22 protein-coding genes are annotated in these 25,860 nt (G+C 71.7%); 12 read left to right on the top strand and 10 right to left on the bottom strand.

What is annotated here, in order from left to right; translation table 11 throughout:
• Position 1: 1 nt before the first annotated feature.
• Entirely contained in the window at positions 2–229 is a 228-nt protein-coding gene (locus tag ABD978_RS29150) for a DUF397 domain-containing protein (RefSeq protein WP_345361613.1), read from the bottom strand.
• Positions 230–459: 230 nt separating this feature from the next.
• Between ABD978_RS29150 and ABD978_RS29145 the strand changes: the two genes are divergently transcribed.
• Both ABD978_RS29145 and ABD978_RS29140 read left to right on the top strand, forming a co-directional pair.
• The gene (locus tag ABD978_RS29145) at positions 460–1,116 is read left to right on the top strand and encodes an enoyl-CoA hydratase/isomerase family protein (RefSeq protein WP_345361610.1); all 657 of its coding nucleotides are present in this window, start codon (positions 460–462) and stop codon (positions 1,114–1,116) included.
• Positions 1,117–1,467: 351 nt separating this feature from the next.
• Positions 1,468–1,875, top strand: coding sequence for a hypothetical protein (locus ABD978_RS29140; RefSeq protein WP_345361607.1), 408 nt, complete (start codon positions 1,468–1,470; stop codon positions 1,873–1,875).
• A gap of 10 nt (positions 1,876–1,885) precedes the next feature.
• On the opposite strand, the gene ABD978_RS29135 is transcribed toward ABD978_RS29140, so the two are convergent.
• The 4 genes from ABD978_RS29135 to ABD978_RS29120 all read right to left on the bottom strand — a co-directional run bounded on the left by ABD978_RS29135 (position 1,886) and on the right by ABD978_RS29120 (position 7,680).
• Positions 1,886–2,719: a TIGR03619 family F420-dependent LLM class oxidoreductase gene (locus tag ABD978_RS29135; protein ID WP_345361604.1), complete on the bottom strand. Its 834-nt coding sequence runs from the start codon at positions 2,717–2,719 to the stop codon at positions 1,886–1,888.
• Positions 2,716–4,320 (bottom strand): hydantoinase B/oxoprolinase family protein, encoded by a 1,605-nt coding sequence (locus ABD978_RS29130; RefSeq protein ID WP_345361601.1) that lies wholly within the window; start codon positions 4,318–4,320, stop codon positions 2,716–2,718. The genes ABD978_RS29135 and ABD978_RS29130 overlap by 4 nt, the downstream gene beginning before the upstream one ends.
• On the bottom strand, positions 4,313–6,376 hold the full coding sequence (locus ABD978_RS29125) for a hydantoinase/oxoprolinase family protein (protein ID WP_345361598.1): 2,064 nt from the start codon (positions 6,374–6,376) through the stop codon (positions 4,313–4,315). Before ABD978_RS29125 ends, ABD978_RS29130 begins: the two co-directional genes overlap by 8 nt.
• 140 nt (positions 6,377–6,516) lie before the next feature.
• Complete coding sequence (locus ABD978_RS29120; RefSeq protein WP_345361595.1) at positions 6,517–7,680, bottom strand: hypothetical protein; 1,164 nt, start codon at positions 7,678–7,680, stop codon at positions 6,517–6,519.
• A gap of 257 nt (positions 7,681–7,937) precedes the next feature.
• Between ABD978_RS29120 and ABD978_RS29115 the strand changes: the two genes are divergently transcribed.
• A complete protein-coding gene (locus ABD978_RS29115) occupies positions 7,938–8,708 on the top strand; it encodes an SDR family NAD(P)-dependent oxidoreductase (protein WP_345361592.1) in 771 nt (256 codons plus the stop codon).
• 47 nt (positions 8,709–8,755) lie between these two features.
• The gene (locus ABD978_RS29110; RefSeq protein WP_345361589.1) at positions 8,756–9,370 is read left to right on the top strand and encodes a hypothetical protein; all 615 of its coding nucleotides are present in this window, start codon (positions 8,756–8,758) and stop codon (positions 9,368–9,370) included.
• An 8-nt stretch (positions 9,371–9,378) separates the two neighbouring features.
• Here the strand turns inward: ABD978_RS29110 and ABD978_RS29105 are convergent, their stop codons facing one another.
• Entirely contained in the window at positions 9,379–10,020 is a 642-nt protein-coding gene (locus ABD978_RS29105; RefSeq protein WP_345361586.1) for a PaaI family thioesterase, read from the bottom strand.
• Between the two features lie 162 nt (positions 10,021–10,182).
• Between ABD978_RS29105 and ABD978_RS29100 the strand changes: the two genes are divergently transcribed.
• Positions 10,183–11,298, top strand: coding sequence for an alcohol dehydrogenase catalytic domain-containing protein (locus tag ABD978_RS29100; RefSeq protein ID WP_345361583.1), 1,116 nt, complete (start codon positions 10,183–10,185; stop codon positions 11,296–11,298).
• Here ABD978_RS29100 and ABD978_RS29095 read toward each other — a convergent pair whose 3' ends face one another.
• Together ABD978_RS29095 and ABD978_RS29090 are read right to left on the bottom strand one after the other, a co-directional pair.
• Positions 11,299–14,655 (bottom strand): NACHT N-terminal Helical domain 1-containing protein, encoded by a 3,357-nt coding sequence (locus tag ABD978_RS29095; protein ID WP_345361580.1) that lies wholly within the window; start codon positions 14,653–14,655, stop codon positions 11,299–11,301.
• Between the two features lie 158 nt (positions 14,656–14,813).
• Positions 14,814–15,686, bottom strand: a complete 873-nt coding sequence (locus tag ABD978_RS29090) for an LLM class F420-dependent oxidoreductase (protein ID WP_345361577.1) — start codon at positions 15,684–15,686, stop codon at positions 14,814–14,816.
• Positions 15,687–15,789: 103 nt separating this feature from the next.
• Here ABD978_RS29090 and ABD978_RS29085 point away from each other — a divergent pair, with 103 nt between their 5' ends.
• The 6 genes from ABD978_RS29085 (at position 15,790) to ABD978_RS29060 (ending at position 22,341) form a co-directional block, all read left to right on the top strand.
• Positions 15,790–16,602, top strand: coding sequence for an alpha/beta fold hydrolase (locus ABD978_RS29085; RefSeq protein ID WP_345361574.1), 813 nt, complete (start codon positions 15,790–15,792; stop codon positions 16,600–16,602).
• Positions 16,599–17,849, top strand: coding sequence for an LLM class flavin-dependent oxidoreductase (locus ABD978_RS29080; RefSeq protein WP_345361571.1), 1,251 nt, complete (start codon positions 16,599–16,601; stop codon positions 17,847–17,849). The genes ABD978_RS29085 and ABD978_RS29080 overlap by 4 nt, the downstream gene beginning before the upstream one ends.
• A 6-nt stretch (positions 17,850–17,855) precedes the next feature.
• Positions 17,856–18,731: a TIGR03619 family F420-dependent LLM class oxidoreductase gene (locus ABD978_RS29075; RefSeq protein ID WP_345361568.1), complete on the top strand. Its 876-nt coding sequence runs from the start codon at positions 17,856–17,858 to the stop codon at positions 18,729–18,731.
• Positions 18,732–18,905: 174 nt separating this feature from the next.
• On the top strand, positions 18,906–20,102 hold the full coding sequence (locus ABD978_RS29070; protein WP_345361565.1) for an RNA-guided endonuclease InsQ/TnpB family protein: 1,197 nt from the start codon (positions 18,906–18,908) through the stop codon (positions 20,100–20,102).
• Between the two features lie 104 nt (positions 20,103–20,206).
• Positions 20,207–21,205: a M56 family metallopeptidase gene (locus tag ABD978_RS29065; protein ID WP_345361562.1), complete on the top strand. Its 999-nt coding sequence runs from the start codon at positions 20,207–20,209 to the stop codon at positions 21,203–21,205.
• A gap of 185 nt (positions 21,206–21,390) precedes the next feature.
• Positions 21,391–22,341: a polymorphic toxin type 44 domain-containing protein gene (locus ABD978_RS29060; RefSeq protein ID WP_345361559.1), complete on the top strand. Its 951-nt coding sequence runs from the start codon at positions 21,391–21,393 to the stop codon at positions 22,339–22,341.
• An 89-nt stretch (positions 22,342–22,430) separates the two neighbouring features.
• On the opposite strand, the gene ABD978_RS29055 is transcribed toward ABD978_RS29060, so the two are convergent.
• Positions 22,431–23,318 carry a PhzF family phenazine biosynthesis protein gene (locus ABD978_RS29055; protein WP_345361556.1) on the bottom strand — a complete coding sequence of 296 codons (888 nt, stop codon included), beginning with the start codon at positions 23,316–23,318 and terminating at the stop codon, positions 22,431–22,433.
• Between the two features lie 72 nt (positions 23,319–23,390).
• Between ABD978_RS29055 and ABD978_RS29050 the strand changes: the two genes are divergently transcribed.
• Complete coding sequence (locus ABD978_RS29050) at positions 23,391–24,287, top strand: LysR family transcriptional regulator (RefSeq protein WP_345361553.1); 897 nt, start codon at positions 23,391–23,393, stop codon at positions 24,285–24,287.
• A gap of 544 nt (positions 24,288–24,831) precedes the next feature.
• Here ABD978_RS29050 and ABD978_RS29045 read toward each other — a convergent pair.
• Entirely contained in the window at positions 24,832–25,563 is a 732-nt protein-coding gene (locus ABD978_RS29045) for a dienelactone hydrolase family protein (RefSeq protein WP_345361550.1), read from the bottom strand.
• Positions 25,564–25,860: the final 297 nt, after the last annotated feature.

The raw sequence follows: 25,860 nt of genomic DNA, 5'->3' as shown, positions 1-25,860 counted from the left end.
GTCAGGAGCTCTGCGGGGGCTTCGGCGCGTCCTCCACCATGTCGTCGAACTCGCCGTCCTTGACCCCGAGGATGAACGCCTCCCACTCGGCGGGGGTGTAGTAGAGCGCGTCGCCGTCGGGCTTGGCGGCGTCGCGCATGACGATCATGCGGTCGGCGTGCTTGTGCTTGATGGGCACGTCTGCGCCGTCGACGAACAGGATCTCGACGGATCCGGACTGCTCGCTCATGCCGTCCCTCTTCTGCTCGGGTGCTCGGGGGAACGCTCCCGCCGGACGCGACTGACCTCCAGGCTATCGGGCGTGCGCGTCGTCGCGAGGCCGAAATACCGGTGGAGCCGGGCCGGACCCGGACGTCCCGGTCTCCGTCCGTTCGCGCCGCCACGCCCCTGCCCTGACGGGCGCGGAGATGAGATGCTCGTCCCAAGCAGTTACTCATCAGTAGCAATGGGAGAGACGGCATGATCGAGCTACGGCGGGACGGGGACGTTCAGATCCTTCGCATGGACGCGGGCGAGAACCGCTTCGGCCCCGATTTCCTGGACGAGCTCGAGAAGGCGCTCGGCGAACTCGAGTCCGCGGACGGGCGGCGCGCCCTGGTGACGATCGGCACCGGCAAGTTCTTCTCGAACGGCCTCGACCTGGAATGGCTGTCCGAGAACCCCGACCGGCTGGAGCCCTACCTGCACCGGGTCCACGCGGTGTTCGCGCGGTTCCTCACCCTGCCGATGCCCACGGTCGCCGCGATCAACGGTCACGCGTTCGCCGCCGGGGCCATGCTCGCCCTGACTCACGACCACCGCGTCATGCGCAGCGACCGCGGCTACTTCTGCCTGCCCGAGGTCGACCTCGGGCTCTCCTTCACGCCCGGCATGGCCGCCCTGGTCCAGGCACGGCTGTCGAACCTCGTCGCGCACGAGGCCATGCTCACGGGCCGACGGTACGGTGCGGAGGATGCGCGCGAGGCGGGCATCGTCCATCAGACCGCTCCGGAGGCCGAGGTCCTGGCCACCGCACTCGAGGTCGCCGCCCCCCTGGCCGCCAAGGACGGCGCGACGGTCGGCAAGATCCGCACGGCCATGTACGAGCCGGTGCTGGCCGCTCTCTCCGCCCGCTGATGCCGGCGGACGACGACAGGGGGTTTACTTTGCAATCCCGATCGATATAGTAGACATATGGGCCGGCGCTCCTGCGGCAGCCATCGCGGGCTGGTCCTCGGGTGAACCGTCTCGGCGGCCGAGCGCGTCCGGTTGAACGAGACGGCGGCGGGGTGGGCCCCGAGTGGCAGCGGGGCCCACCCCGCCCTTCCCTCCGGCACGCAAGCGCGTCCCCGGACGCTCCTTCATCCGGACCAATCCATTCCTGCGGTGACCTTCTGCCGCGAAAGTCACAAATACCGGCAGGCCATCTCGCTAGCATCCCGTGGTCTTTCCTTACTGATCGAGAAATCCAGCGAGGTGACACGGGAAATGACACCCATCAGGCGGATACTCGTGGCCGGGCTGGCCGGCGCGGCGGCGGTCGTCGCGCTGAGCGCCCCGGCGTCCGCGAGCCCGACCGGCACTGTCCACGCCGACAGCACGATCCACTGGAACATCGTCAAGGGCGTCAGGAGCTACGGCTGCTACGCGGCCATGGACGCCAAGAAGTCGAAGGGCAAGTGGTACGTCCGCGGCCGCTACTACCGGTACGCGGGCGCCTCCACGTGCTATTTCGCGCTGGTCCGCAAGTCGTCGCACAGCTCCTACAGCTGGCATTACCACGACAAGGGGCAAAACGTTTGGGTGTACGGCGGCTGGCACAAGGACTCCGGCTACAAGTCGCACTCCTGCGCCACGACCGACACGCTCAACACCAAGTGCACCAAGTCGTGGTGACGCCGCCGCGTCAACGGCGGGCGACTCCGTAGTCGACGGCGAAGCGCCGTAGCGCGTCGAGGGCCTCGCTGGTGCGTGTCCACGGCCGTACGATCATGCGGTCCACGCCCAGCGCGGCCCACGCGCCGACCTCCTCCGGCCCGGCCAGTTCGTACGCGTGCACGGTGATCTCGAAGGGCCGGTCGCGGTCGCCGAGATGGCGGCGGAGCCGGTCCAGTTGCGGGCGTACCGACTCGAGGGTGTGCGGCATGCCGATCCAGCCGTCGCACCGTGCGACCGCGCGGCGCAGGGCGGCGGGCGACTCCCCGCCCGCGAGGATCGGAATGCCGCGCGGCTTCGGCTCGAAGGCGACCTCACCGAAGTCGAAGAACTCGCCGTGGTGCTCGACGACGTCCTCGCTCCACAGGCGGCGGGCCACGTCGATGGCCTCGTCGAGGCGCCGGCCCCGGCTCGCGAAGTCGATCCCCGCCGCCTGCCACTCCCCCGCGTACCAGCCCGCGCCCACGCCCGCGATGGCACGCCCGCCGGAGACGTGGTCGAGCGTCGCGAACGCCCGCGCGGCGACGAACGGGTGGCGCAGCGCGAACAGGTACACCGCCGTGCCGAGCCGGATCCGTTCGGTGACGGCGGCGAGCGCGCACAGGTGGGCCGGCGCGTCGAACAGCGGGGTGGACGGCACGATGCCGGGTCGGCCGGTCCCGGGGTACGCGGCGGTCGACAGGTCGGTGGCGAAGACGAGGTGCTCGGGCATCCACACCGACTCGAAGCCGAGGCGGTCGGCCTCGACCGTCAGGTCCCGCCAGATCCCGGGATGCACGAGCCCCAGGGGGACGCCGAATCTCACCGGGTGACCCTCCCGTCGCGCAGGTCCCGCGCCGCGACGTCCGGATCGCGGTCGGCCGGGTCGCCGTAGCCACCGCCACCGGACGTCTCGACCACGAACGCCTCGCCCCCGCGCAGCGGAGAGCGCGTCGCCTTGGGCGGCAGCGGCTCGCGGGTGCCGTCGGAACTTTCGCGGAAGTAGCCGCCCGCCCGGCCGGGAGCGCCGCCCTCCGCCCCGGCGGGCGGGTGGCTCAACCGGTCGCCGCGCGTGTCGACGTGCGCGTCCTCCAGCACCCGGATCACCGTGCGCGTGCCGAGCCCGCCCCGCCAGCGGCCCCGTCCGCCGGAGTCGGGGATCAGCGCGACCTCCTCGATCCGCACCGGCAGCCGCGCCTCGATGGGCTCGACCTGCGGGATGATGTTGCGGCCGCCGCCGAACAGCGCACCGGTCGCGTCCGGCCCGTCGCGGCCGTACCGCGCGCCCATGCCGCCCAGTTCGAACGCCATGTGCAACCACGGGCGGGTGGCGCCGCTGACGCTGAAGGCCTGCAGAATGCCGGAGGCGGCCGCGCCGCGGCCCGGCAGCGCCCGCGTGAGCGCGGCGAAGACGGCCTCCTCGGCCGCCGCCACGGTGGCCCACCGGCCGCCGCCCGGGTACGGCTTCGTGCAGTTGACGAGGCTCCCCTCGGGCATCCGTACCTCGACCGGCGCGAAGCAGCCCTCGTTCATCGGCAGTGCCGGATCGACGAAGCAGCGCAGCGCGTACATCACGCCGCCGAGTGTCTGGGAGAACCCCGAGTTGACCGGCCGGGCGACCTGCGGATCGGTGCCCGCGAAGTCGACGAGCACCCCGTCGTCGTGCACGGTCACCGCGACGCGGACCCAGTGCCGCCCGTTGCCGTCCTCGACGGCGTACTCCCCCGTATAGCCGCCCCTCGGCAGCCGCGCGAGCTCCTCGCGCATCCGCGCCTCGGTATGGGCGAGATAGCCGTCGATCCCGGCCGCGAGGTCCTGCTCGGCGGCGAGCGCCTCGACCCGGCGCGCGGCGACGTTGACCCCGGCGACCAGCGCCCGCAGGTCGCCGAGCAGCCGGTCGGGCGTGCGGCTGTTGGCGGCGAGCACCCGCGTGAGGCCCTCGTCCCACCCGGCGGCGGTGGCGATCCGGACCGGCGGCAGTTGCAGCCCCTCGAGGAACACGTCGGCCGCGTCGCTGGCCATGCCGCCGGCGGACAGGCCCGACAGGTCCGCGACGTGGATGAGCGTGCCGGTGAAGTAGGCCGGGCTCCCGTCGACGAAGACCGGCCGGAAGACCAGGAGGTCGTTGGCGTGCACGCCGCCCTGGTAGACGTCGTTGGAGCAGAAGACGTCCCCCGGGCGCATGCCGGCGAGCGGGTAGGCGTCGATGACATACGGGAGGGCGCTGCGCAGGCTCGCGCACTGCACGAGCGCGGTGGACAGCGAGTGCGCGACCAGGCGCCCGCTCGCGTCGAGGATCGCCGCCGCCGCGTCCGCCCCCTCGACGATGAAGGTGGAGTACGCCGAGCGGACGACGACGATGCTCGCCTCCTCGGCCGCGACGCGAAGGGCGTTGCGGAGGATCTCGGCGGTCAGGTCCTCACGCATCCGCGTCCTCCCTCTCCAGCGAGACGGCGCCGTGGTCGTCGAGGACCCCGCTCCAGCCGGGCGGCACGACCAGCGACGCCTGCGGTTCGGTGACGACGCACGGGCCGGTGAACCGTTCGCCGGGGACGCAGGCGGTCCGCTCGCGCACCGGCACTTCGCGGAACGCCCCGCCGAACCACGCCCGCCGGGTCCGGTCCGGAGCCGGGCGCGGCGGATCCGCCCCGCCCGGGTCCGCCGCTCCGGCGGGCAGGGACACGCGCGCCCGGGCGACGGTCAGCTCCGCGGGGTCGCGCAGGTCGATGCCGTACGACTCGCGGTACCGGGCGTAGAACTCCTCCACCGCGGCCTCGATGACGTCGCGGGTGACCGGTCCGGGGCGGAGCTCGACGGTGAAGGCGTGCGCCTGCCCGGCGAACCGGAGGCCGACCGAACGCGTGACCCGGCCGCGCGCGTCGCCGAGGCCGAGGTCGGCGCGGCCGGCCGCCTCCAGGTCGGCGAGCACCGTCTCCAGCGCCGCCGGGTCGGCAGCGGCGGCCGGGGCGAGGAACGACCGCGACCGCTCGATCGCCAGGTCGGCGTGCAGCAGCCCGACCGCCGACCCGACGCCGCAGCGCGCCGGGACGAGCACCCGGCGGATCCCGAACCGCTCCGCCAGCCCGGCGGCGTGCGTCGGGGCCGCGCCGCCCAGGGCGACCAGGGTGAAGCCGCGCGGGTCGATGCCGCGCCGGACCGTGACGACGTGCACGGCGGTCCCCATCTGCGCGCCGGCGATGTCGTGGACCGCCGCGGCCGCCTCGACGACGTCGACGCCGAGCGGCTTGGCGACGTGCCGGGCGAGGGCGTCCTCGGCGAGGTCGGGCCGGAGGCGGAGGTCGCCGAAGCCGTCCGGGTCGAGGTAGCCGAGCACGAGGTCGGCGTCGGTGACCGTCGGCAGCGTGCCGCCCCGCCCGTAGCACGCCGGGCCGGGCGCGGCCCCGGCGGACCGCGGGCCGACCCGCAGCGCCCCGGCCTCCACCCAGGCGATCGAGCCGCCGCCCGACCCGACCTCGGCCAGGTCGATCGCCGGGACCTTGATGGGCACGCCGGTGCCCGGCCGCCGCCCGCCGAAGCTGCCCTTGCCGCCGACCTGGAACTCATGAGTGACGCCCGGGCGCCCGTCCCGTACGAGCCCGGCCTTGGCGGTCGTGCCGCCCATGTCGAAGGAGATGAGGTCGGCGAGCCCGTGGCGGGCGCCCTCGCGGGCGGCCGCGACCACTCCGGCGGCCGGGCCGGACTCGATCGTGTAGACGGCGCGGGACGCGGCGAGCCCCGCCGGCAGCACGCCGCCCGCCGACTCCATCACGTGCACCGGCGCGGTGATGCCGGCCTCGGCCAGGCGATCGCGCAGCCGGCGAAGGTAGGCGCCCATGACCGGACCGACGTACGCGGACATGAGCGTGGTCGTCGCCCGTTCGTACTCGCCGACCTCCGGCCAGACCTCCGAGGAGGCCACGACGGGGGTCCCCGCCGGGAGCCGCTCGGCGATGATCGACGCGAGTCGTCGCTCGTGGGCGTCGTTGGCATGGGAGTGGAGCAGGCAGATCGCCACGGCGGCGACGCCGAGGTCCGCGACGCGCTCGGCGACCCGCCGGGCGGCGTCCTCGTCCAGCGGGGTCAGGACGGTGCCGTCGGCGGCGAGGCGTTCGGGGACCTCGAAGGTGTGGGTCAGGGGCACCGGCGGCTCGCCCGGCGAGTACGCCAGGTCGTACCGCTCCTCCTCGACGCGCGCCTGGCGGCCGAGCGCGAGCATCGAGCGGAAGCCCCGCGTCGTGACGAACGCGACGGCGGCGCCCCGGCGTTCGAGGATGACGTTGGTGGCGAGCGTCGTCGCGTGCGTGAACCGGTCGACCGACGCGGGCGCGACTCCCGCGTCGGCGAGCACCCGGCGGACGCCGCGCAGCAGCCCCTCCGTCGGGTCGTCCGGGGTCGTCAGCGTCTTGGCGACGTGCACCCGGCCGTCCGCGACGAGGACCACGTCGGTGAAGGTGCCGCCGATGTCCGTGGCCAGTGCCGTCACACGACCTCCACCCAACCTAGCGACCGCTTGGTGAAGCGTAGAAAGCGGTCCGGCCGCTGTCAACGGCGGTCCCCGCCCGGCAGGGGTCGTACGGCAGCGGGTCGTACGGCTCGAACGGACCTCCGCCCGTCAGACGGAGGTCACTTCCGTTCGCCCGCGGTCTTGCTCGGAGACTCCCCCTCGTGGCGACGCAACTGCCCGCCATGCCCCTCGGTGAGCTCGCGCTCCAGCCTGGGCTCGCGCCCCGTGATCGCACGAGTGGGCCTCCCGACCCTGGCCCGGCCAGGCCTCTGCCCCGCTTCTCGCGCTCCTCGCCCCGTCTTTCGCCCCTCTCCCACGGTCGGCCAGGCCTTCGTCTCCCAGAACTTCCAGCCCTCCCGGATGGTGGGGAACGTGGCGACGCCCGTGTTGATCCTCAACCGGCCGCAGTTATGGAAGATCTTCCACTCGTCGAAGCCGACTTTCAGGCCGAACACCCGGTACCGCACATGTCCGATCATTCCCTTGGTGACGTGAACGGTGTACTGGTGCCCGCTCTCCACGGAATGCTCCTGCTCGACCTCCGGCCGCAATTCCTTTCTGACGCGGGCGAGGAAGTTCTGCACGGTGACGTCGGTGTCGACCTCTTTCTCGAGCTCGACGTGCAGCCGAACGAGGTGGACCCGCCTGATCCAGACCTGGATGTCACCGCCGGGGCCGTCGACGTAATAGGAGTCCGGCACGAACAGGTCGACGGGCTTCTGGAATCGGAGGCGGAAGTAGACGCGCGGATCGCACCCCGCGATGAAGTTCTTCAGCGGCGTACGGCGCGGCCGGGGGAAGGCGGTCGGCGTCCGCGAGGCGGACGCCGACGGACTGGCGCCGATCGAGACGTTGATGCCGTCGGACTTCGCACTGGCCGACGTGGTGGCACTGGCCGACGCGGTCGCACTGGGGGACGCGGTGGCGGTCGCAGTCGCGGTCGCGGTGGCGGTCGCAGTCGCGGTGGCCGTGGCGGTCGGCGTCGTGGTCGCGGTGGGAGACACGGTCGCGGTCGCGGTCGGGGCGGGGGTGGGCCGCGGACGCGGCCCGGGATCGGCCATGGGGGCCCTCACGGTCCGGCGGGGTTCGCGCCGTCTCGGCCCGGCACCGTCGGGCGCGCCGGCGGCCGGCCACGGATCCCGGCCGGCCGCGGACGCGGTGACGCCGCCGCGGTCCGGAGACGCGGTGGCGGGGGCGAGGGACGAGACGGCCGCGGCGACGAGGACGCACAGGGACCCGATGGCGGCCGAGGCCGTCACCGTCGCCAGAGGAGATGGAACCACGGCGCTCATCCGAGGATTACGCATTGGTGCACCATTCCCTTGGAACGCAGCATTGCGCGATAAATACCGTAGGCGAAGATCAATTCTTTCCCAGGGCCGACGGTAACACGGGGTCGACAGAAATCCCGGAAGGCGCGTTCACATGTTTCCCGGGCAGACATTTACCGCAATTCCGCTTCTCCGGTTGATTCGTGAGAGTGACACCGAGCTAGCGTCCGCTTGGTACGATGCGGCGTCGCGCTACCTCGGGAGGTCCAGTGCTGTCCGGAAAGGTCGCTGTCATCACCGGGGCCGGTCCGGGCCTGGGCCGCACGCTCGCCGGGCTGATGGTCGAAGAGGGCGCGCGGGTCGTGGTGTCCGCGCGCTCGCGGGCCGCCCTGGAGGAGACCGCGGCCGCCGGCGGAGCACTCGCGGTGCCCGCCGACGTGCGGGACCCCGACCAGGTGCAGGCGCTGGCCCGCACGACCGTCGACCGGTTCGGCCGGATCGACGTGCTCGTCAACGCGGCGTTCCCCGGCACCCACCGCAAGAACGTCCTCGACATGGACCCCGACTACCTCGAGCTCTGGCGCTCGGCGGTGGAGACGGCGACGTACGGCACCCTCCTCGCGTGCCGTTACCTCGCCCCGTACATGGTCGAGGGCGGCGGCGGATCCATCGTCAACGTGACCTCTCTGTCGAGCCGCACCGGCTATGCCGGCCGGAGCGACTACGCCACCGGCAAGGCGGGCGTCCACCTGCTGTCCCACTGCCTCGCCGACGAGCTCGGCCCGCTGGGCGTCCGGGTGAACTGCGTCGCGCCGGGCTGGATCGCCAGTGACGCGCTCACGACGTGGATGGAGACGCGCGCGCGGGACGAGGGCACGACGTTCCAGACCGTGTACGACCACGACGTCGACCGCATGGCGCTCCGGCGGATCGCGACCGAGGAGGACGTCGCCCGTGCGGTGATCTTCCTGGCCGGCGACGGGGCCAAGGCGATCACCGGTGCGACCATCGACGTCAACGGGGGTCAGCTGTTCACGTGAGGTCGAGGAAACCCATACCGTCGTGGCCGCGTCTTACGATGGTGATCGTGCCGGGGTCGTACACATGGTCGCGCCTGTCCGAGGCCGACGTGGTCGAGTTGCGCGATCTCGTGTCCGGACGCTCCACCGTGCTGCGCCGCCCCCCTTCCGACCTGCTGGCCATGGACGACATCGTCCGGCTCGAGGCCCTCGCGTTCCGGGAGAGCGCCGGGCCGCAGGCGGAGCTGTTCGGCGCGCTGGACACCGACCCGCTGCGGGTCCTCACCGGCATGAACTGGCTGATCGCCTTCTGGGCGGTGCTGTGGGACCTGCGCGCGGGCGAACCCGCCGGAGACCTGATCCGGACGCTCGACTACGACGGCCCCTGGCGCAAGGGCGCCACCCCCGAGCAGGAGCAGGTCTGGCGGTCGATGAGCCAGCGGGTCCGCACCGGCGTGTTCGCCGCGCTCACCGGGAACCCGGAGTCCCACCGGGTGTACGCCGACGACGTCCGCCGGCTCGCCCCGGACGTCTTCCTGCACGTCACCCTGACCATCATGGACGCGCTGAGCCGCAACCTCGGCCGGCAGGGTCTCGAGCTCTCGGGCATGGCGGCCGAGCTGGAGGCCTACACCGAGCCCGGCCGGCCGGGCGGCGGGCCGTCGTTCACCCCACCGCGCTGAGCACCCGTTCAGCGGGTCGGCATGACGAAGACGGCGGTCGCCTCCGCGGTGACCCGCCCGTCCGGCCCCAGGATGCGGCTCTCGACGAACGTCTTGCGGCCTTCCACGCGGACCGCCTTCGCCTCGGCGGACAGGGGAACGCCGAGCGGCGTCGGCCGCCGGTAACGCAGGTCCAGTCCCGCGGTCATGCCGGGTGTGCCGTTGGCGGACGCCGCGACGCCGGACAGGTGGTCGAGGACCATCGCCGACACACCGCCGTGGACGAAGCCCGGCGGCCCCTCGTACAGCACGCCGAGGGTGAACTCGCTGCGCGCGGTCCCGTCGGGCGAAACGCTGATCTCGATCGGCGGGGCGAGGGGGTTCAGCGCGCCGGTGACCGGGCTGCCGAGCTGGCGGACGATCCCGCCCTCGCCCACCTGGGCGCCCGGCGGGATGCCCCGGCCGGCCTCGGCGAGCCGCCGGGTCAGCAGCTCGACCTCACGGGCGACGACGGCGACCTCGCTCTGGTCGGCGCGGGTCAGGACGACCAGTTCCGACAGCTCCCGTACGCGCGCGGCCAATTCGGCGAGGCCGGCGATCCGGACCTCATCGAAATCCTGCCGGTCACGCTCTTCGAACACCCGCTGCATGGCCGTCCACGCTCCGGTCACGGGACCTCCTTCGTCGGAGAAGTGACCAAAGGTGCTGCGCTCATGGCTCGCTCGCTCCGCTCACTCACACGGCCTCCCCGCCTCGCTGCCGAACTGGATTCTAGACCGACGATCCTCGGCGGTCACTCGACCAAGCAAATGCTTGGTGTTACCGTCCCCTCCATGGCTGGAGAACGGGTGGCGCGCGCGGCGGTGGTCCGGGAGTTCGGCGTTCCGATGGAGCTGACCGAGATACGCGTCCAGCCGCCGCAGAGCGGCGAGGTCCTCGTACGGATCGCCGCGTCCGGAGTGTGCGGCTCCGACATCAAGGCGCTCGACGGGCACAGCCCGGTCGCGCGGCAGCCGCCGCTGGTGCTCGGTCACGAGAGCGCGGGCGTGGTGGCCGAGGTGGGGCCGGGCGTCACGAGCGTACGGCCGGGCGACCACGTGGTCATCGCGATGAACGGCCCGTGCGGGCGCTGCCGCAACTGCTCGCGCGGCCGCGTGCACCTGTGCTCCGGCCCCGCACGACTCAACGCGATCATGGGCCTGATGGGCGACGGCACCACCCGCCTGACGGTCGACGGCGTCCCCGCCCGGCCCATGATCGGCATCGGGTCGTTCGCGGAATACGCCGTGGTCGGCGAGGCCGCCTGCGTCAAGGTACGCGCCGAGGCGCCGCTCGACCTCCTCGCCCTGACCGCGTGCGCCGTCGTCACCGGCGTCGGCGCCGTCCTGAACACCGCCCGCGTCGAGACGGGGGCGAGCGTGCTCGTCGTCGGCTGCGGCGGCGTCGGCCTGAACGTCGTCCAGGGCGCGGTCCTCGCGGGCGCCACGACGGTCATCGCGGCCGACGTCGTACCCGCCAAACTGGCGCTCGCCGAGGAGTTCGGCGCGACGCACACGATCCTCGCCGAGGACCTGCCCGCCCAGGTCGGCGAGATCGTACGCGGCGGCACCGACTACGCCTTCGACGTCACCGGCAACGTCGACGTGCTCGCTCAGGCGTTCGCGGCGACGCAGCCGGGCGGCACCACCGTGATGGTCGGCAGCCCGCCCGCCGGCCGGCCGCTGTCGATCCCCCCGCAGACGCTGTTCGCCTCCCGGCGCCTGCTGGGCACCCAGGGCGGCGACGCCGTGCCGCGCCGCGACCTCCCTCTCCTGGCCGACCTGCACCGCCGCGGCCGCCTTGACCTGGAGCGCCTCGTCAGCGAACGCGTCCCCCTCGACAAGATCAACGACGCGATCGACCACGTACGCTCCGGCGCCGTCGCCCGCTCGGTGATCGTCTTCGACTGATCAGCCCGCCTGCAGCCGACGCCCGAGCAGGTGCCCGTTCCGCACGTCCTGACCAGGCTCGAGGTAGACGGTGAGCCCGCGCAGTCCGACGAGCGGCGCCAGGTCGATCCCCGGCGCGACGCCCTTCAGGAATAGCCGCCGCAGCTTGCGCAGGCCGCCGAGCGGGCTGAGATCGGTGACATCACTGCAGTGACGGAGCCAGAGCGTCTGCAACTCCGTCAGTCCGGCCAGCGGGTCGAGGTCGTCGATGCCCGTGTCCTCGAGGTCGAGGAAGTACAGGCGGCGAAACTCGGTGATCGGTGTGAAGTCGGTGACGCCACGACAGCCCCAGATACCGAGTTCCTCGAGATCAAGCCCGGCGAGGGGACGCAGGTCGGTCACCCAGGGCGAGTGGTTGACGTGCAGGAATTGCAAGTTCGCCGCCCGTCTCACCAGATCCTCCAGCCCTGACTCGAGAGATGAACCGATGAGGCGCAGGCTACGGAGGCCCTCCAGCGGAGGAAGTGCGTCCAGATCGGTCAACGCCGGGCATTCTTCGAGCGTGAGGTCTCTGAGCGAGATCTGCGCATGCAGCGGAGAGAAGTCGGTGACCTCCTCCAGGTGGACGAGCCCGATCGCGTTCAGCGCCGGGAGGTCGCGAACGAATTCCAGGTCGCGCAGGCCGGACGACGACAGCCGAAGATTTCGCAGGTTCGGCAGCCGGCGCAGCGGCGCCATGTCGCGCACGACGGCCGAGGTCGAGATGTTGACCCAGGTGAGGCTGTCGGCGTGGGCTGTGAGAGGGCTCAGATCACCCGACTCCATCCGGCCGAGGATGAGATCGCTGATCGGTTGATCGAGATCGTGGAGGAACGAGAGGTCGGCCAGCCCTTCGCCGGCGGAGTTCAGCGATCTCAGCTGTCGGACGTGCCGAGCCGCGGTCAGGAGCCGCGGCGGGACGGTCACCCAGCGGTCGGCCAGCGGGGTGTCGGCCAGTACGCGCCGGGCGTATTCATCCGGGTCGAAGTACTCCCAGCCCTTGATCAGCTCCTCCTGCACCAGGAAGCGGGAGTCGGCGCCGTAGCCGGCGAGCAGGTCGAGGGCGTGCGGTCCGTTCACCAGCCAGGCGGTGCGAACGACGGCGCGCGCGGCGGCGGGCGTCAGGGCGTCCAGGCTCTTGGGCAGGCGGTCGAGGATCGTCTCGCCGACGCTCGACAGGGAACGCGCCGAGGCCAGGTCGCGTGGCGGAACGAGGTCGTCGAGACAGGCGTCGATGGCCTGTCGCAGCTCGGCCGGGATGGCGGGCAGGGTCTCCAGGCAGCCGGCGACGAGCAGTTTGAGGCGCCGTGCGTGGCGCGGTTCGCCGTCGATTCGGCGGAACAGGCCGCCGAGCAGTTCGGCGCGTTGGGGGGCGTTGGCGTGGCCCGCGGCCATGATGATCGTTTCGCGCCACTGGTCCTTGTGGGCCTGGGTCAGCAGTGGTTCGAGGTCGCCGTCGTCGGCGAACTGCTTGGCCGTCAGGTACTCCTGCACGGTGCGGTGGACGAAGTCGATCCGCCCGGGGACGGGCTCGCGCAGCACGCCGCTGCGCTCCAGCAGGTGATCCAGCACCGCTGCGCCGTCGGTGGGCGCGCTCGGCATCGTCGCCAGCCGCGTGCCGATCCAGCGGATCACCGCGTCCTTGGGCAGTTCGGTTCGCCCGGTGACCGACAGCCGCCAGGCCAGGTCCTGCAGGATCAGCATCTTCTGGGCGCGTTCGAGGACGATGGCGTCGTCGAGCGCGATCTGCCGCTCGACGTCGCGGCGTTCGAGCAGCAGCTCCAGCGCCGCCGCGTACAGGCCCATCCGGTCGCGCGGCAGCTGCTTCTCCCGGTCGAGGTTGAGCGCGCACAGCATGGCGGCGAGCAGCGGGCTGCCGGCGAGGGACCGCAGGTGCGGCGCCGACTCCAGCCGCGCCAGCAGCGCGGCCTCGAAGCCGGGCAGCTGTTCAGGAGCGCAGGGCAGGTCCCCTGCGTCGCGCACGGCCTCGTGCCAGTGCCGGATCAGCTCCCTGACGTCCGCCGGGGTCATCCGCTCCAGCAGGGCGGTGGCGAACCCCTCCCCCGCCAGCCAGTCGGCGCTCGCCGCCGCGGGCCGGGAGGTGACGACGGCCCGCAGCCCCGGGTACGCGGCGAGCAGCCCGCTGAGCCACGGCCGTAGTGCCCGGCGGCGCGCGCCCGGCAGCTCGTCGACCCCGTCGATCATCAGCAGCGCCCGGCCGCTGCCGAGCACCCGGTGCACCCAGCCGGCGGGCATCAGCCCGGCGATCGGGTCGGCGACGCCTTCGAGGAAGCGCTCGGGCGTCGGCAGTGTCCCGCCGGTGTGGCTGCGCAGCTTGATCAGGAAGGGCACGCACCCGTTCCAGTCCGCCAGGTCCCCGGTGAAGGTGCCTCGCGCGGCTGAGATCGCCAGCCAGCGCAGCAGCGTGCTCTTGCCCGAACCCGCCTCCCCGCGGATCAGCGTCAGCGGCGCCCGCCCGAGCGCGGTCTCGACCCGCAGCGTCGCCTCCGCGGCCTGCGGCTCGTCCCCGCGCCACTCCTCGATCGGCAGCGGCCGGGCGGCGGACCGCCGGGACCGGCCGTGCTCGGCGGGGTCCTCGTCCGTGGACACGCTGAGGCTGATGTAGGCCACGCTCAGCGTCGTACGGGGCCGGTACCGCTCGACCCGGACGCCGAACAGCTCCAGGACGTCCAGGGTCGTGCTGACGTGTTCGAGGTAACGCCGCCGGAAGGCCTCGTCGGTGGCCATCCCCTCCGGCGCGTCGAGCGTGCGGACCGGAAGCCGCGCGAGCAGCAGCGACACCTGGTCCGCGACGGCCGTCAGCCGCGCCAGCGTCTCGGTGGACGCCCTAGGCCCGAACTGCGGCAGCTGCTGGACGATGCGCGCGAAGCAGTCGCAGCACTCGTCCAGCACCACGTCGTACAGTCGCGCTCCGGCCTCCCCGAGCTGCCCGTCGAGCGCCCGATGCGGCAGCCCGGCCCGTACGTGCGCGGCGAGGCGCGCCGGGTCCAGGTCGGTCGCCAGCAGCGCCCGGTCGGACAGGTCGGCGTCGGCGAAGGTCTGGGCGACCTCGGCCAGCGCGGCGGCCTTGTCGTTCTCGCGCAGCCCGCCGTACTCATGCCCGCACAGCGTGAGCAGCCGTTCGGCGACCTGGTCGGCGATGTCGTCGATCTGCCGCTCGAACCGGCGGCGCATGATCCGATCCGGGAACCTGGTCTGCATCAGGTCGACGAGGTCTCGCGTCCGCTCGCGCTCGGCGGACCACCCGGTCAGCCAGGTCTGGGCCAGGTGGTGACCCAGCGCCTTACCGATGGCGACGGCCACGGCCTCCAGTGCCATGCGAAGCCTCCCAAGACAGCCCGAAGCGCATTATCGCGGAGTACTCCGCCTTAGACGCCGCTTAGCCGCTCAAGGCTCCCCGCAAGGCGATCCGCCGCCGGATGGCACCACGGCGCGAAAACCGACAAAAGCGCTCTAACGGAACGCTGGCAGCATCTTTATCCGAGCCCTGCGTCCGGTGCCGTTGGGCGCAATTGTTCAAATGCACTCACGTAGGTGGCGGCATAGGTGTCGAGGACCGGGAGGACCGCTTCTCTCGGACCCGAGGGGACGCGGAGGACGACCTCGTCGATGCCGAGGGAGGCGTAGTAGTCGAGCTTGCCGGGGGTCGGGTCGGTGCCGAAGGGGATGATCGGGACCGGGTCGCGGCCGGCGCGGGCGCAGGCGTCGCGCAGGGCGGGCAGCGCCTCGCGGACGCCCGCGCCGCCGATGGGCAGCCAGCCATCGCCGTACTCCGCGATGTGCCGGAAGAGCGTCGGGCCCGCCGCGCCGCCGAGCAGGACCGGGATCCGCCGCGCCGGTTTGGGCCACGCCCACGACGGGGTGAGGCGCACGAAGTCCCCCTCGTACGACGCCTCCTCGCGCTCCCACAGGGCGCGCATGGCGAGGACGTGTTCGCGGGCGCGGTCGCGGCGGGTCTCCCACCGCACCCCGTGGTCGGCGGCCTCCTCGCGGTTCCAGCCGAAGCCGACGCCCAGGGCGACCCGTCCACCGCTGAGGTGGTCGATGGTCGCGACGGCCTTGGCGGTGACGATCGGTTCGCGTTCGGCGATGAGCGAAACGCCGGTGCCCAGGACGATCCGTTCGGTGACCGACGCGGCGGCGGCCAGGGCGACCAGCGGGTCGAGCGTCCGCGCGTACTCCTCAGGCAGGACCGGGTCGCCGGTCGGCGGCGGGGTGGCGCGGCTCACCGGGATGTGCGTGTGCTCGGGCAGGTAGAGGGAGGCGAACCCGCGCCGCTCGGCCTCGACGGCGAGCTCCGGGACGGCCATCGCCCGGTCGGTGGCGAACATCGTGACGCCAAGCCTCATCGTCCCTCCGAAGGTTGTTCAACCAAGCGATTGCTCGGTAATTATAGATTGATGTAGCGTGCGCTTGTTCGGTGCAGCCGGGCACGACGGAAAGGGGCGCGCCATGCCGTTCGCGGACCTCGCGGACCCGGGCCGGCCGGGAGGCGACGTTCGGCTCTTCTACACCGACGACGGAACCGGCGACCTGCCGCTCCTCCTCGTGCACGGCTGGGGTTCGGACTCCCAGGAATGGGCCTGGCACCTGCCGGACCTGGCGGCGCGTCACCGCGTCATCTCCGTCGACGTGCGCGGCCACGGCAACTCCTCGGTCCCGCCGAGCGGGTTCCACCCGCGCGACATGGCCGCCGATCTCGTACGACTGCTGGACCATCTGGACATCCCGCAGGTCATCGGGGTCGGTCACTCGATGGGCGGCCAGATCGTCAGCATCCTCGCGGTCGAGCACCCCGATCGGGTCAAGGCGCTCGTCTGCGTGGATCCGGGCTACGGCCATCCCCCCGAGATCTCGGCGGCCGCTCCGGCGCAGGTACGGGCGCTGCGGGCGGACGCCGGCGCCGCGCTGCGGATCGACGCGTGGTGCTACACGCCGGTCACCCCGCCGATGATCAAGGTGTGGCACGCCCGGCGGCTGCTCGCCATGCCGCCGCACGTGCTGGCCGAGGCGTTCGCCGGGCTGTTCACCGGCGAGGACCAGATCGGCAGCCGGCCGGCCTGTGACGACTACCTCAAGCGCCGCGAGTGCCCGGTGCTCACCTTCCGTTTCGACCCGGCCCTGTCCGCCTGGGACGAGTCGCTGTCCACGCATCCCGCCTCGACGACCGTGACCTGGCCCGGCTCGGGCCACCGCCTTCATGAGGAGCGCCCCAGGGAATTCCTGCTCGTCATGAACCGATGGATCAAAGGGGTAACGCAGTGAAGTTCGCCATCTTCCTCAATCCGCAGATTCCGGGGTCGGGCTACAGCGCCGAGGCGAACGCCAGGGCGAAGCGGCCCATCGGGCGGGACACCGAGTCGTACCAGAGACTGCTGCACGAGGTCCGCGAGATCGCGGTGCACGCGGACCGGGTCGGCTTCGACGCCCTCATGATGACCGAGCACCACTTCCACTCCGAGGGCATGGAGTTCTCGGTCAACCCGCTGATGTTCCTCACCGACCTGGCGGCCCGCACCGAGCGGATCCTGCTGGCCCCGCTCGGCCTGGTCCTGCCGGCGTGGGACCCGATCCGCGCCGCCGAGGACGTCGCGCTGCTCGACCAGTTCTCCAAGGGAAGGCTGCGCCTCGGCGTCGCCCGCGGCTATCAGAACCGCTGGATGAACGTGCTCGGCCAGCGCTGGCACGCCGCGGCCGCGCGGTCCGACGGTTCGGCGTCCGACAACCGCAACTTCGACGTCTTCGGCGAAGTCCTGAAGATCATGAAGATGGCGTGGACGCAGGACACGCTGAAGTACAAGAGCGATGTCCTCGACTATCAGGTGCCGTTCCCGTACGACGGCATCGAGGGGTGGCCGGCCACCGAGTGGACGAAGACGTTCGGCGCGCCGGGCGAGATCGACGACGAGGGCGTGATCCGCTCGGTGGCGGTGTGCCCGCGGCCGTACCAGAACCCCTATCCGGAGCTGTGGCAGCCGTTCACGATCAGCGACCGGTCCGTGATCCGGGCGGCCCAGGAGGGCATCCTGCCGTGGCTGTTCACGCCGAACCCCGACGACCACGCCGCCAAGGCCCGGCTCTACCAGGAGGAGTCGGCCAAGTGCGGCCGGGACTACAAGCTCGGAGAGCACACCGGCATCCTCAAGATCGTCGGCATGGCGGACACCCGTGAGGACGCCATCGAGACGTACGGGCGGAACATGCCCAAGGACTTCGCCGCGTTCTTCGGGCCGTTCGGGTACCTCGAGGTCATGCGCAAGAAGGAGGACGACAAGCACGTCCCCATCAGCCCGGAGAAGGGCGATTTCAAGCGCATGAACGAGGTCGAGATGGCGCTGCTCGGCGGGCCGGACGACGTCAAGCGCGGCATCCAGCGGATGCTCGACCGGATGCCCGACCTGGAGTGGTTCGGCCTGTACATGCAGGGCCAGCAGGGCGTGCTGCCGCTCGACACCGTCAAACGGAACCTGGAGCTGTTCGCCACCAAGGTCATCCCCGAGTTCGCGGACTGATCGGCCGTGGAATTCTGGCTGGGCGGATTTCACGAGACCGGGGAGTTCGTCGGGCTGGCGCAGGCGGCCGATCGGCTGGGGTACGACACCCTGACCGTCTCGGACCACCTGTTCCACGCCCGCTATGAGTCCCGCTACCCGTACTCCAGGACGGGCGAGCCGCCGTACGACGCGGCGACGCACTGGCCGGACGCCTGGGTGACCATCGGTGCGATGGCCGCGGTCACCTCCCGGCTGAACTTCGCCACGAACGTCTACATCGCCCCGGCCCGCGACCTGTTCACCGTGGCGAAGGCCGTGTCGACCGCGGCGGTGCTGTCCGGGAACCGCGTCCGGTTCGGCGTCGGCGTCGGCTGGTGCGCGGACGAGTTCCGGCAGACCGGCCAGGACTTCCACACACGCGGCCGCCGGCTCGACGAGATGCTGCCGGCCCTGCGTGCGCTCTGGCGCGGCGGGCCGGTCGAGCACCACGGCGACCGGTACGACTTCGGACCGCTGAGCATCGCGCCGGCCCCCTCCGATCCGATCCCGGTGTACGTCGGCGGGGACAGCGACGCGGCGCTGCGCCGTACGGCCCGGTTCGCCGATGGGTGGATCGGCAACCGGATCTATTCGGAGGACCGGCTGGCCGAACTGCTCGAACGCCTGTCCGCGCACCTCGCCGACCACGGTCGCAAGCTCGACGACCTGCGGGTCATCGCGCCGATCGGGGCGATGCCGAGCCCGTCGCTGTACCGGAAGTGGCGGGAGCGTGGCGTCGACGGGACGATGGCCGCCCCCTGGTGGCTCGCCACGGAGGAGGAGAAGCGGCGCTGCTCCGGCCTGGCCCTCAAGATCGCGACCATGGAGCGCTTCGCCGAGGAGGTCATCGCCCGGGTGTGAGCGCCCGGCCGTGCGCCCTCATTCATTGCATCAGAGTCCGCCCGAGGGGACCCGACGCTTCAGGGCGGGGAGGAATCGGACATCTGTGCAGCAGGGCAGGGATAGCCGAATCCCTGCCGCGGCGATTCGGTGTCCCCAGCACTTGCGAGACATTGACATGATACTTTGCTGGTTATGACCACTGGCGTGAAGCGTGCTTTTAAGTACCGCTTCTATCCGACCGATGCGCAGGCAGCCGAGCTGTCGCGCACGTTCGGATGCGTCCGGAAGGTCTACAACCTGGCGCTTGGGGCCCGCACCGATGCCTGGGCGCTCAGGCAGGAGCGGATCACCTACAACGCCATCTCGGCGATGCTGACCGCCTGGAAGAAGACCGAGGAACTGGCCTATCTGAACGAGGTGTCCTCCGTTCCACTTCAGCAGGCGCTGCGGCACCTGCAAACAGCGTTCGCGAACTTCTTCGCTAAGCGGGCGAAGTATCCGCGTTTCAAGTCGAAGAAGAGGTCCCGGGCGTCGGCGGAGTACACCGCCAGCGCGTTCCGCTTCCGCAATGGAAAACTGACCCTGGCCAAGATGAGCGAACCGCTGGACATCGTCTGGTCGCGGCCCCTGCCCGAGGGGGCGGCGCCTTCCACGGTGACCATCTCCCGCGATTCGGCGGGCCGCTGGTTCGTGTCCCTGCTGTGCGAAGATCCCGGCGTCAAGCCGCTGCCCGGCACCACCACGACGGTCGGGGTGGATGCCGGACTGGATCACCTGTTGACCCTGTCGACCGGGGAGAAGATCGCCAACCCCCGGCACGAGCGCAGAGACCGCGCCAGGCTCGCCAAGGCTCAGCGGGAACTGTCCCGCAAGGCCAAGGGGAACGGCGCAAACCGGGTCAAGGCCCGCAGGAAGGTCGCCCGCATCCACGCCCGCATCGCCGACCGACGCCAGGATTTCCTGCACAAGCTCACCACTCGGCTCGTTCGTGAAAACCAAACGATCGTGATCGAGGACCTTACCGTCCGCACCATGGTAAAGAACCACAAACTCGCCCGCGCCATCTCCGATGCCGCCTGGGCGCAATTCCGGAGCATGCTGGAGTACAAGGCCGCCTGGTACGGCCGTAAAGTGATCCCGGTCGACCGCTGGTTTCCCTCCTCCAAACTGTGCTCGGCCTGCGGAACCGTGCAGGAGAAGATGCCCCTCAACGTCCGCACCTGGACGTGTCACTGCGGCACGACCCACGACCGGGACGTGAACGCAGCTAAGAACATTCTGGCCGCCGGGCTGGCGGTGTCGGCCTGTGGAGCCGGTGTAAGACCTGGGCGGAGTATTCCGCCCAGGCCGTCGACACTGAAGCAGGAAAACCTGCGGCGCAATCCGTAGGAATCCCACTCGTTCACGAGGGGGAGGAAAGTCAAGGAGAGGATGGAGCCGGCCGCCGCCCGCCGCGCGCTCGACGCCGCCAAGGACGCCGACCGGCGGCCGCGGTGATCGTCACGCTGCTCCTCCTGGGGCACGCCCTGTTGCTGGCGACCGCCGGCACGGCCGCGCTCCGGCGCGCCGGGTGGCCGTCGCGCGCTCCCCGCCTCGCCATCGCCGCCTGGTTGGGCATGTCCGCCTCCATCGTCGGCTCGCTGATCCTGGCCGGGCTGAACGCGACCACGGCCGCGACGAGGGCCGGAGTCGCCCCGGGCCGGTGCTACGGGCCCGTGCACTGGCCGTGCGCCCCCGACGCCTTCTCCGAGATGGGCGTCCTGGCCGCGACCGGCGCCGTCGCCGCCCTCGCCGTGACGGCCCGCGTCACGTGGTGCCTGATCGCCGAGTTCCGTACCGCCGCCCGCGAGCGAGGGTTGCGGCTCGACGCGCTGGCCCTGGTGGGCCGCGCCGACACCCGGCTCGGCGTGACCGTCGTCGACCACGCGACGGCGGCCGCGTACTGCGTTCCCGGCCGGCGGGGCCGGATCGTCGTCACCAGCGGCGCGCTGGCGGCCCTCGACGACGCGCAGCTGACCGCCGTCCTCGCCCACGAGCGGGCTCACCTGCGCCAACGCCACCACCTCGCGCTGACCGCGAGCCAGGCCCTCGTCCGGGCGTTCGGCCCGCTTCCGCCCTTCACCACCGCGCGGGAACAGCTCGCCTTCCTGGTCGAACTGGCCGCCGACGACGCCGCCGCGAAGCGCTCCGGCCGTCTCACCGTCGCCGAGAGCCTGCTCACGCTGTCCGGCACGGTCCCGGCCGGGACACCGGTGCCCGTACTGGCCGCAGGCGGTTCGGCGACGGGCGCCCGCGCGCGCCGCCTCATCGCCGGCACCCGGCCGCTCGGCCCCGTCCGCACCCTGCTGGGGTTCGCCGTCGCGGCGGCGGTCCTCACCGCTCCGCTCGCGGCCGCCGGACCGGTGCTCACCACCGCGGTGGCCTGCTGCGGCTCCTCATCCGCCGCCGGTCACGTCCTCTGCACACCGATCTGTCCGGGCCAGGCTGCCTGACCTTCCGGTTCTCGGTCCCGCCGACCTGACGCCTCAACTCCGGAAACGGCTCGCGCGCCGAAGGCCGTCTCGGGGAGGCCGATCCGGATTGTTCGCCATTGATTGTCCGCATGACCTGCACGGTGACGAACAAAGACGCAGAGCCTACTTCTGGGATGACCGCTTCCGCAGAAGGAGGATCTGCCGTGAAACGTCTCCCGGCTCCGACCACCCGCACTCCGTTGCGCCGCCTCGTCCTGGCGCTCGCCATCACCATCACGACGACCCTGGCGATGTCCGTGACGGCCCTCGGGACACAGCCCGCCCACGCCCAGCCCGACGCCCCGGCCGGCGAGCTTCGGCTCTCCGAGGACGGCTTCACCGCCGATGAGACCGGTTTCGCCTACATCGTCGATTACATCTGGCGAGAGATGACGCAGAACGCCACGAGTGACCGGATCGACACGATCAAGACAGAGCTCGGGACGAACCCGGATCCGACGCCGGCCCTGACGTCCTTCGGCGCCCTGGTCTGCCCGAACTGCGAGTGGGACCACAAGCCGAAGCTCGCCGCGATGTACCGGCTCCAGGATGGCACCGGGCTGTTCAGCGATGTTCCCGGCACCGACGTCCGCGTGAACTACGACGTCTGGTCCAACATCCACTACGGCTACGTGGGCATGGCCGCGGGCTTCGACGAGACCACCGCCCAGGACACGCAGCAGAAGATCGACAACAACGACCCGGCGGACAACCTCTCGGTCCAGGTCGGCATCGGCCTCTACAAGAAGGCGAAGCCCGACCGGCTCACCCGAGATGACCTCGCCCAGGCGGTGACCCGGGCGGCGACCGACCGGACCGACGCCTGGGTCGCCGACGGCTTCCACGTCAGACCGCGGCTGACCGCCGGCCAGACCCTCCCGTACGTCATCGCCACGGCCGACGGCACGGTCGTGTCCAACCCCTCGCCACTCGGCCCCACCGCGCTTACGGCCATCGGACCCTTCGACGTGGGTGACAAAGGCCTCGTCTACTGCGCCGACGGAACCGGTTCCGACGCGGGTTGGTACCGCGTCCGCATCCACGGGCACGCCGGATACGTCAAGGCCGGTGCGCTGAGCCTCGTCAAGGGCGGACACGCCGTACCGGCCTGCTGATTCCCCGCTCGTCGACGGAGCCTCACCAGGCGCGCGCCACCGTGTCCGCGGCGCGCGCCTGGACAGGCCTCCGACGAGCGGCGCGGACCTCAGCCGCCGATCGGAGCCGCCGTACCGCTCACTCGAATCCCGGAGTCCGCCCCGGACGGCACGTCCACGACCAGACGACTCGGCCGACCCATGTCCTCGCCCTGGTGGATCGTCACCCGGGCCGGCGACACGACGAGGTCCAAGTCGCGCAGGTACGCGCCGAAGGCCGCGGCCGCAGCGCCGGTGGCCGGGTCCTCGACGACCCCGCCCGGCGGGAACGGGTCGCGCGCGTGGAAGACCGTCTCGCTCTCCCGCCACACGAGCTGAACGGTCGTCCACCCCCGGCGGGCCATCAGGTCGCCCAGCGCTTCGAAGTCGTAGTCCAGATCGGCGAGCCGCTCGCGGGAACCGGCGGCGAGAACCAGGTGGTCGTTGCCCGCGTTCGCGATCCGCGGCGGAAGGGCCGGGTCCAGCTCGGCCACGTCCCAGCGGAGAGCGGTCAGCGCCGCGGCGAGGTCGGCGTCGTCCGCCGCGCGAACGGCGGGCGGGACGCTGGTCAGGGTGGCCATGATCCGGCCGTCCTCCTCGCGGGTCCCGACCGCCACCTCTCCGGCGGACGTACGGAACACGACGTCGCCGGCCCCCTCGCGCTCGGCCAGCGCGACGGCCGTGGCGATCGTCGCGTGGCCGCAGAACGCCACCTCGGCCAGCGGGCTGAAGTACCGGATCCGGTAGCGGCGCTCATCCGCCGCCTCCTCGATCAGGAACGCGGTCTCCGAGTAGCCCACCTCGGCGGCGATCTCCTGCATCCGCGCCTCGTCCATCCCACGGGCGTCGAGCACGACACCGGCCGGATTGCCGCCCGCCCCGTTCACGTCGAAGGCGGTGTACCGAAGGACGGCCGCCGGAGCTGCCTGAGTCTGGGTCTGTGATGCGGTGTTCGTCATGGCCATGATTCTGCGGGCCCGGGTACCATCGCGTCCAACGATAAAGATCGATCAGAGGGATCGAGAACTCCGATGGACACGCGCCTGCTCCGCAGCTTCCTCGCGGTCGTACGCGCCGGCGGGATCACGGCGGCCGCCGCCGAGCTCGGATTCGTCCAGTCGACGGTCACCACGCACATCCAGGCGCTCGAACGCCTGACCCGCACCCCGCTGCTCGACCGGCACCCCGGTGGCGTCTCCCCCACCCAGGCGGGCACGCTGCTCGCCGAACGCGCCCAGCAGATCCTCGACCTCGAGGACCGCATGCTCGCCGAGCTGGCCGCCGACGCCGCCCGGCCCACCGGTCCCGTACGGCTCTGCGCCCCGGAGTCGGTGTGCGCCTACCACCTGGCACCGCTCCTCGCCACGTTCCGGGAGCGGCTGCCGGAGGTCCGCCTCTCGCTCTTCCCCGCCGACACCCGTACCGCGCTGACGGCGATCACGGAACGCCGCGCCGACCTCGCCCTCCTCCTGGAACCGTCGGTCGACCCGCCCCAGGCCGACGTGGCCGACCTGGGCCGGGTCGAGCTGTCCCTGGTGGGGTCCACCGCCTGCGACCTCCCCCGCGACCGCCCGATCACCCCCGCGGAACTCGCGGCGACGGGCGTCCTCCTGCTGGAGGAGGGCTGCGCGTACAGTGACGACCTCGCCGCCCTGATGTCCGCCGCCGGAACCCCGGTGGCCCAGCCCCGGTTCGGCGGCGTCGAGACGGTGAAGCGCTGTGTCGCGGCCGGTCTCGGCCTGGCCCTGCTGCCGACCGTCACCGTCGCCGAAGAACTCGCCGACGGCCGTCTCGTACGGCTGCGGCCTCCCGACCTGGCCGAGCAACGGCTCTGGCTACTCCGCCCCCGCTCCCGCTGGGCCTCCCCGGCGATCCAGGCCGTCCAGACCCTGCTGACCGAGACCATCCCCGCCACCTCCGCGCCCTGACGACCAAGACCGCCCCGGCCAGACCCACACCCTGATCGACACCATCGCGGCCAGCCCCCTGACAACCGAGACCGCCCCGATCAGGTCCGCACCCTGACGACCGAGACCGTCCCCGTCAGGTCCGCGTCCTGACGACCGCGCCGGTGAGTTCTTCCGGGTCCGCCGCCTCGACGAGACTCCACCCGCTCCGCACGGGGAGCATCGCCACCAGCGCCGAGGGCGGGGACCGGCCACCGCACGGTGTCCGGGAAGCAACGCCGGAGGAGCACGGTCAGCTTTTCCAACGACGGCGACTGTGTCGAGGTCGCCGTCGTGGCGGCCGCGTACGGTTTGAGATCCCTGCCGGGATAGCGCCCCGGATTTCGGTGCCGTGAGCAGCGGAAATCCGGGGCGTTGCCGAGTTGCGGGCCGCCCGTCCGCGCACCTCGCCGACGCCGACGCCGACGCTCGGCCACGCGGAACGGTCACGCGGAACGGCCTGGCGCGAACGTGCCGGCCGGGAACAAGGCCCGACCGGCGCGTCGCGCACTACGAGGCGGCGGTGCTAACCGAAGTGCCGGGCGAAGAACTGCAGCGCGCTGCCGGTCTCGAACTCGGGCACCTCCCCGTGCTTGCCGGGGTTGGCATGCAGCGTCTTGTCCGCCGACGCCAGGGCGTCGAACAGCGCCAGGCCCTCGGCCCGCGGCACCCGATCGTCGTCCCACTGAAGCAGGAACTGCACCGGGGCGGTGACCTGGGCGGCGGCCTCGGCCAGCCCGTCCAGGCCGAGTAGGCCCAGCACCGCCGCGCGGACCCGGGGTTCCGCGGCGGTGAAGGGGACGCCGAGGCCGCAGCCCATCGACATGCCCCAATAGCCCACAGGGCCGGCGCCGACGAGGTCGAGTGCCTGGACCGCGGTCAGGGCCGCCTGCCATTCCGGGACGGCCTGCTCGGCCAGGAACTCGTGCATGGTGGCGAGCCGCGCGGCGACGTCCTCCCCCGCGACCATGCCGGCCCGCAACTCGGCCACGATCCGGGTGAACTCCTCGGTCTTCGGCCGATCGCCGTGGTTGGGCGCGTCGAGCGCGACCACCGCGAAGCCGCCCTCGGTGACGAAGCGGTGCGCGCCGGCCACGATGCCAGGGGCCTTCTTGTGCTGCCCGCCGCCGTGTCCCATCAGGATCAGGGGGCGAGCTCCGGCGGCGTCTTCCGGCGTCCACAGCACGCCGGGAACCTCGTCGAGGGTGAACAGCTGTTCGGTGACGCCGTCCGACGACGTCTGAGAGATGAAGCGCAAAGCGTTTCAAGCCTTTCGGGATGCCTTCTGCGGGCGCTCCCTAGACCATGCGTGGGAGGGAGCCCCGACCTGTCACAGCGTTGATCGGTCTCACCTCCTCAGTTCGCAATGGTGCACGGCGGCGCCAAACGTACCACGACGTCTCACATCGCTCACGCCGCCTGACGCAGCACCTGCACGCCCCAGGACCCGCATCCTCGCCGAGGTCACAAGCGCCTGGACGACCTGTCCGCCCACAAGGGCGCCGAAATCCGCCGCTGGGCCAAGAAACACAAGGTCGAACTGCGCTTCACCTCT

Origin of the sequence: Actinoallomurus liliacearum (assembly GCF_039542035.1) — a bacterium.
GTDB classification, from domain to species: domain Bacteria; phylum Actinomycetota; class Actinomycetes; order Streptosporangiales; family Streptosporangiaceae; genus Actinoallomurus; species Actinoallomurus liliacearum.
Note: the sequence above shows the minus strand (reverse complement) of the source record. Positions and strands in the feature narration are given on the sequence as shown.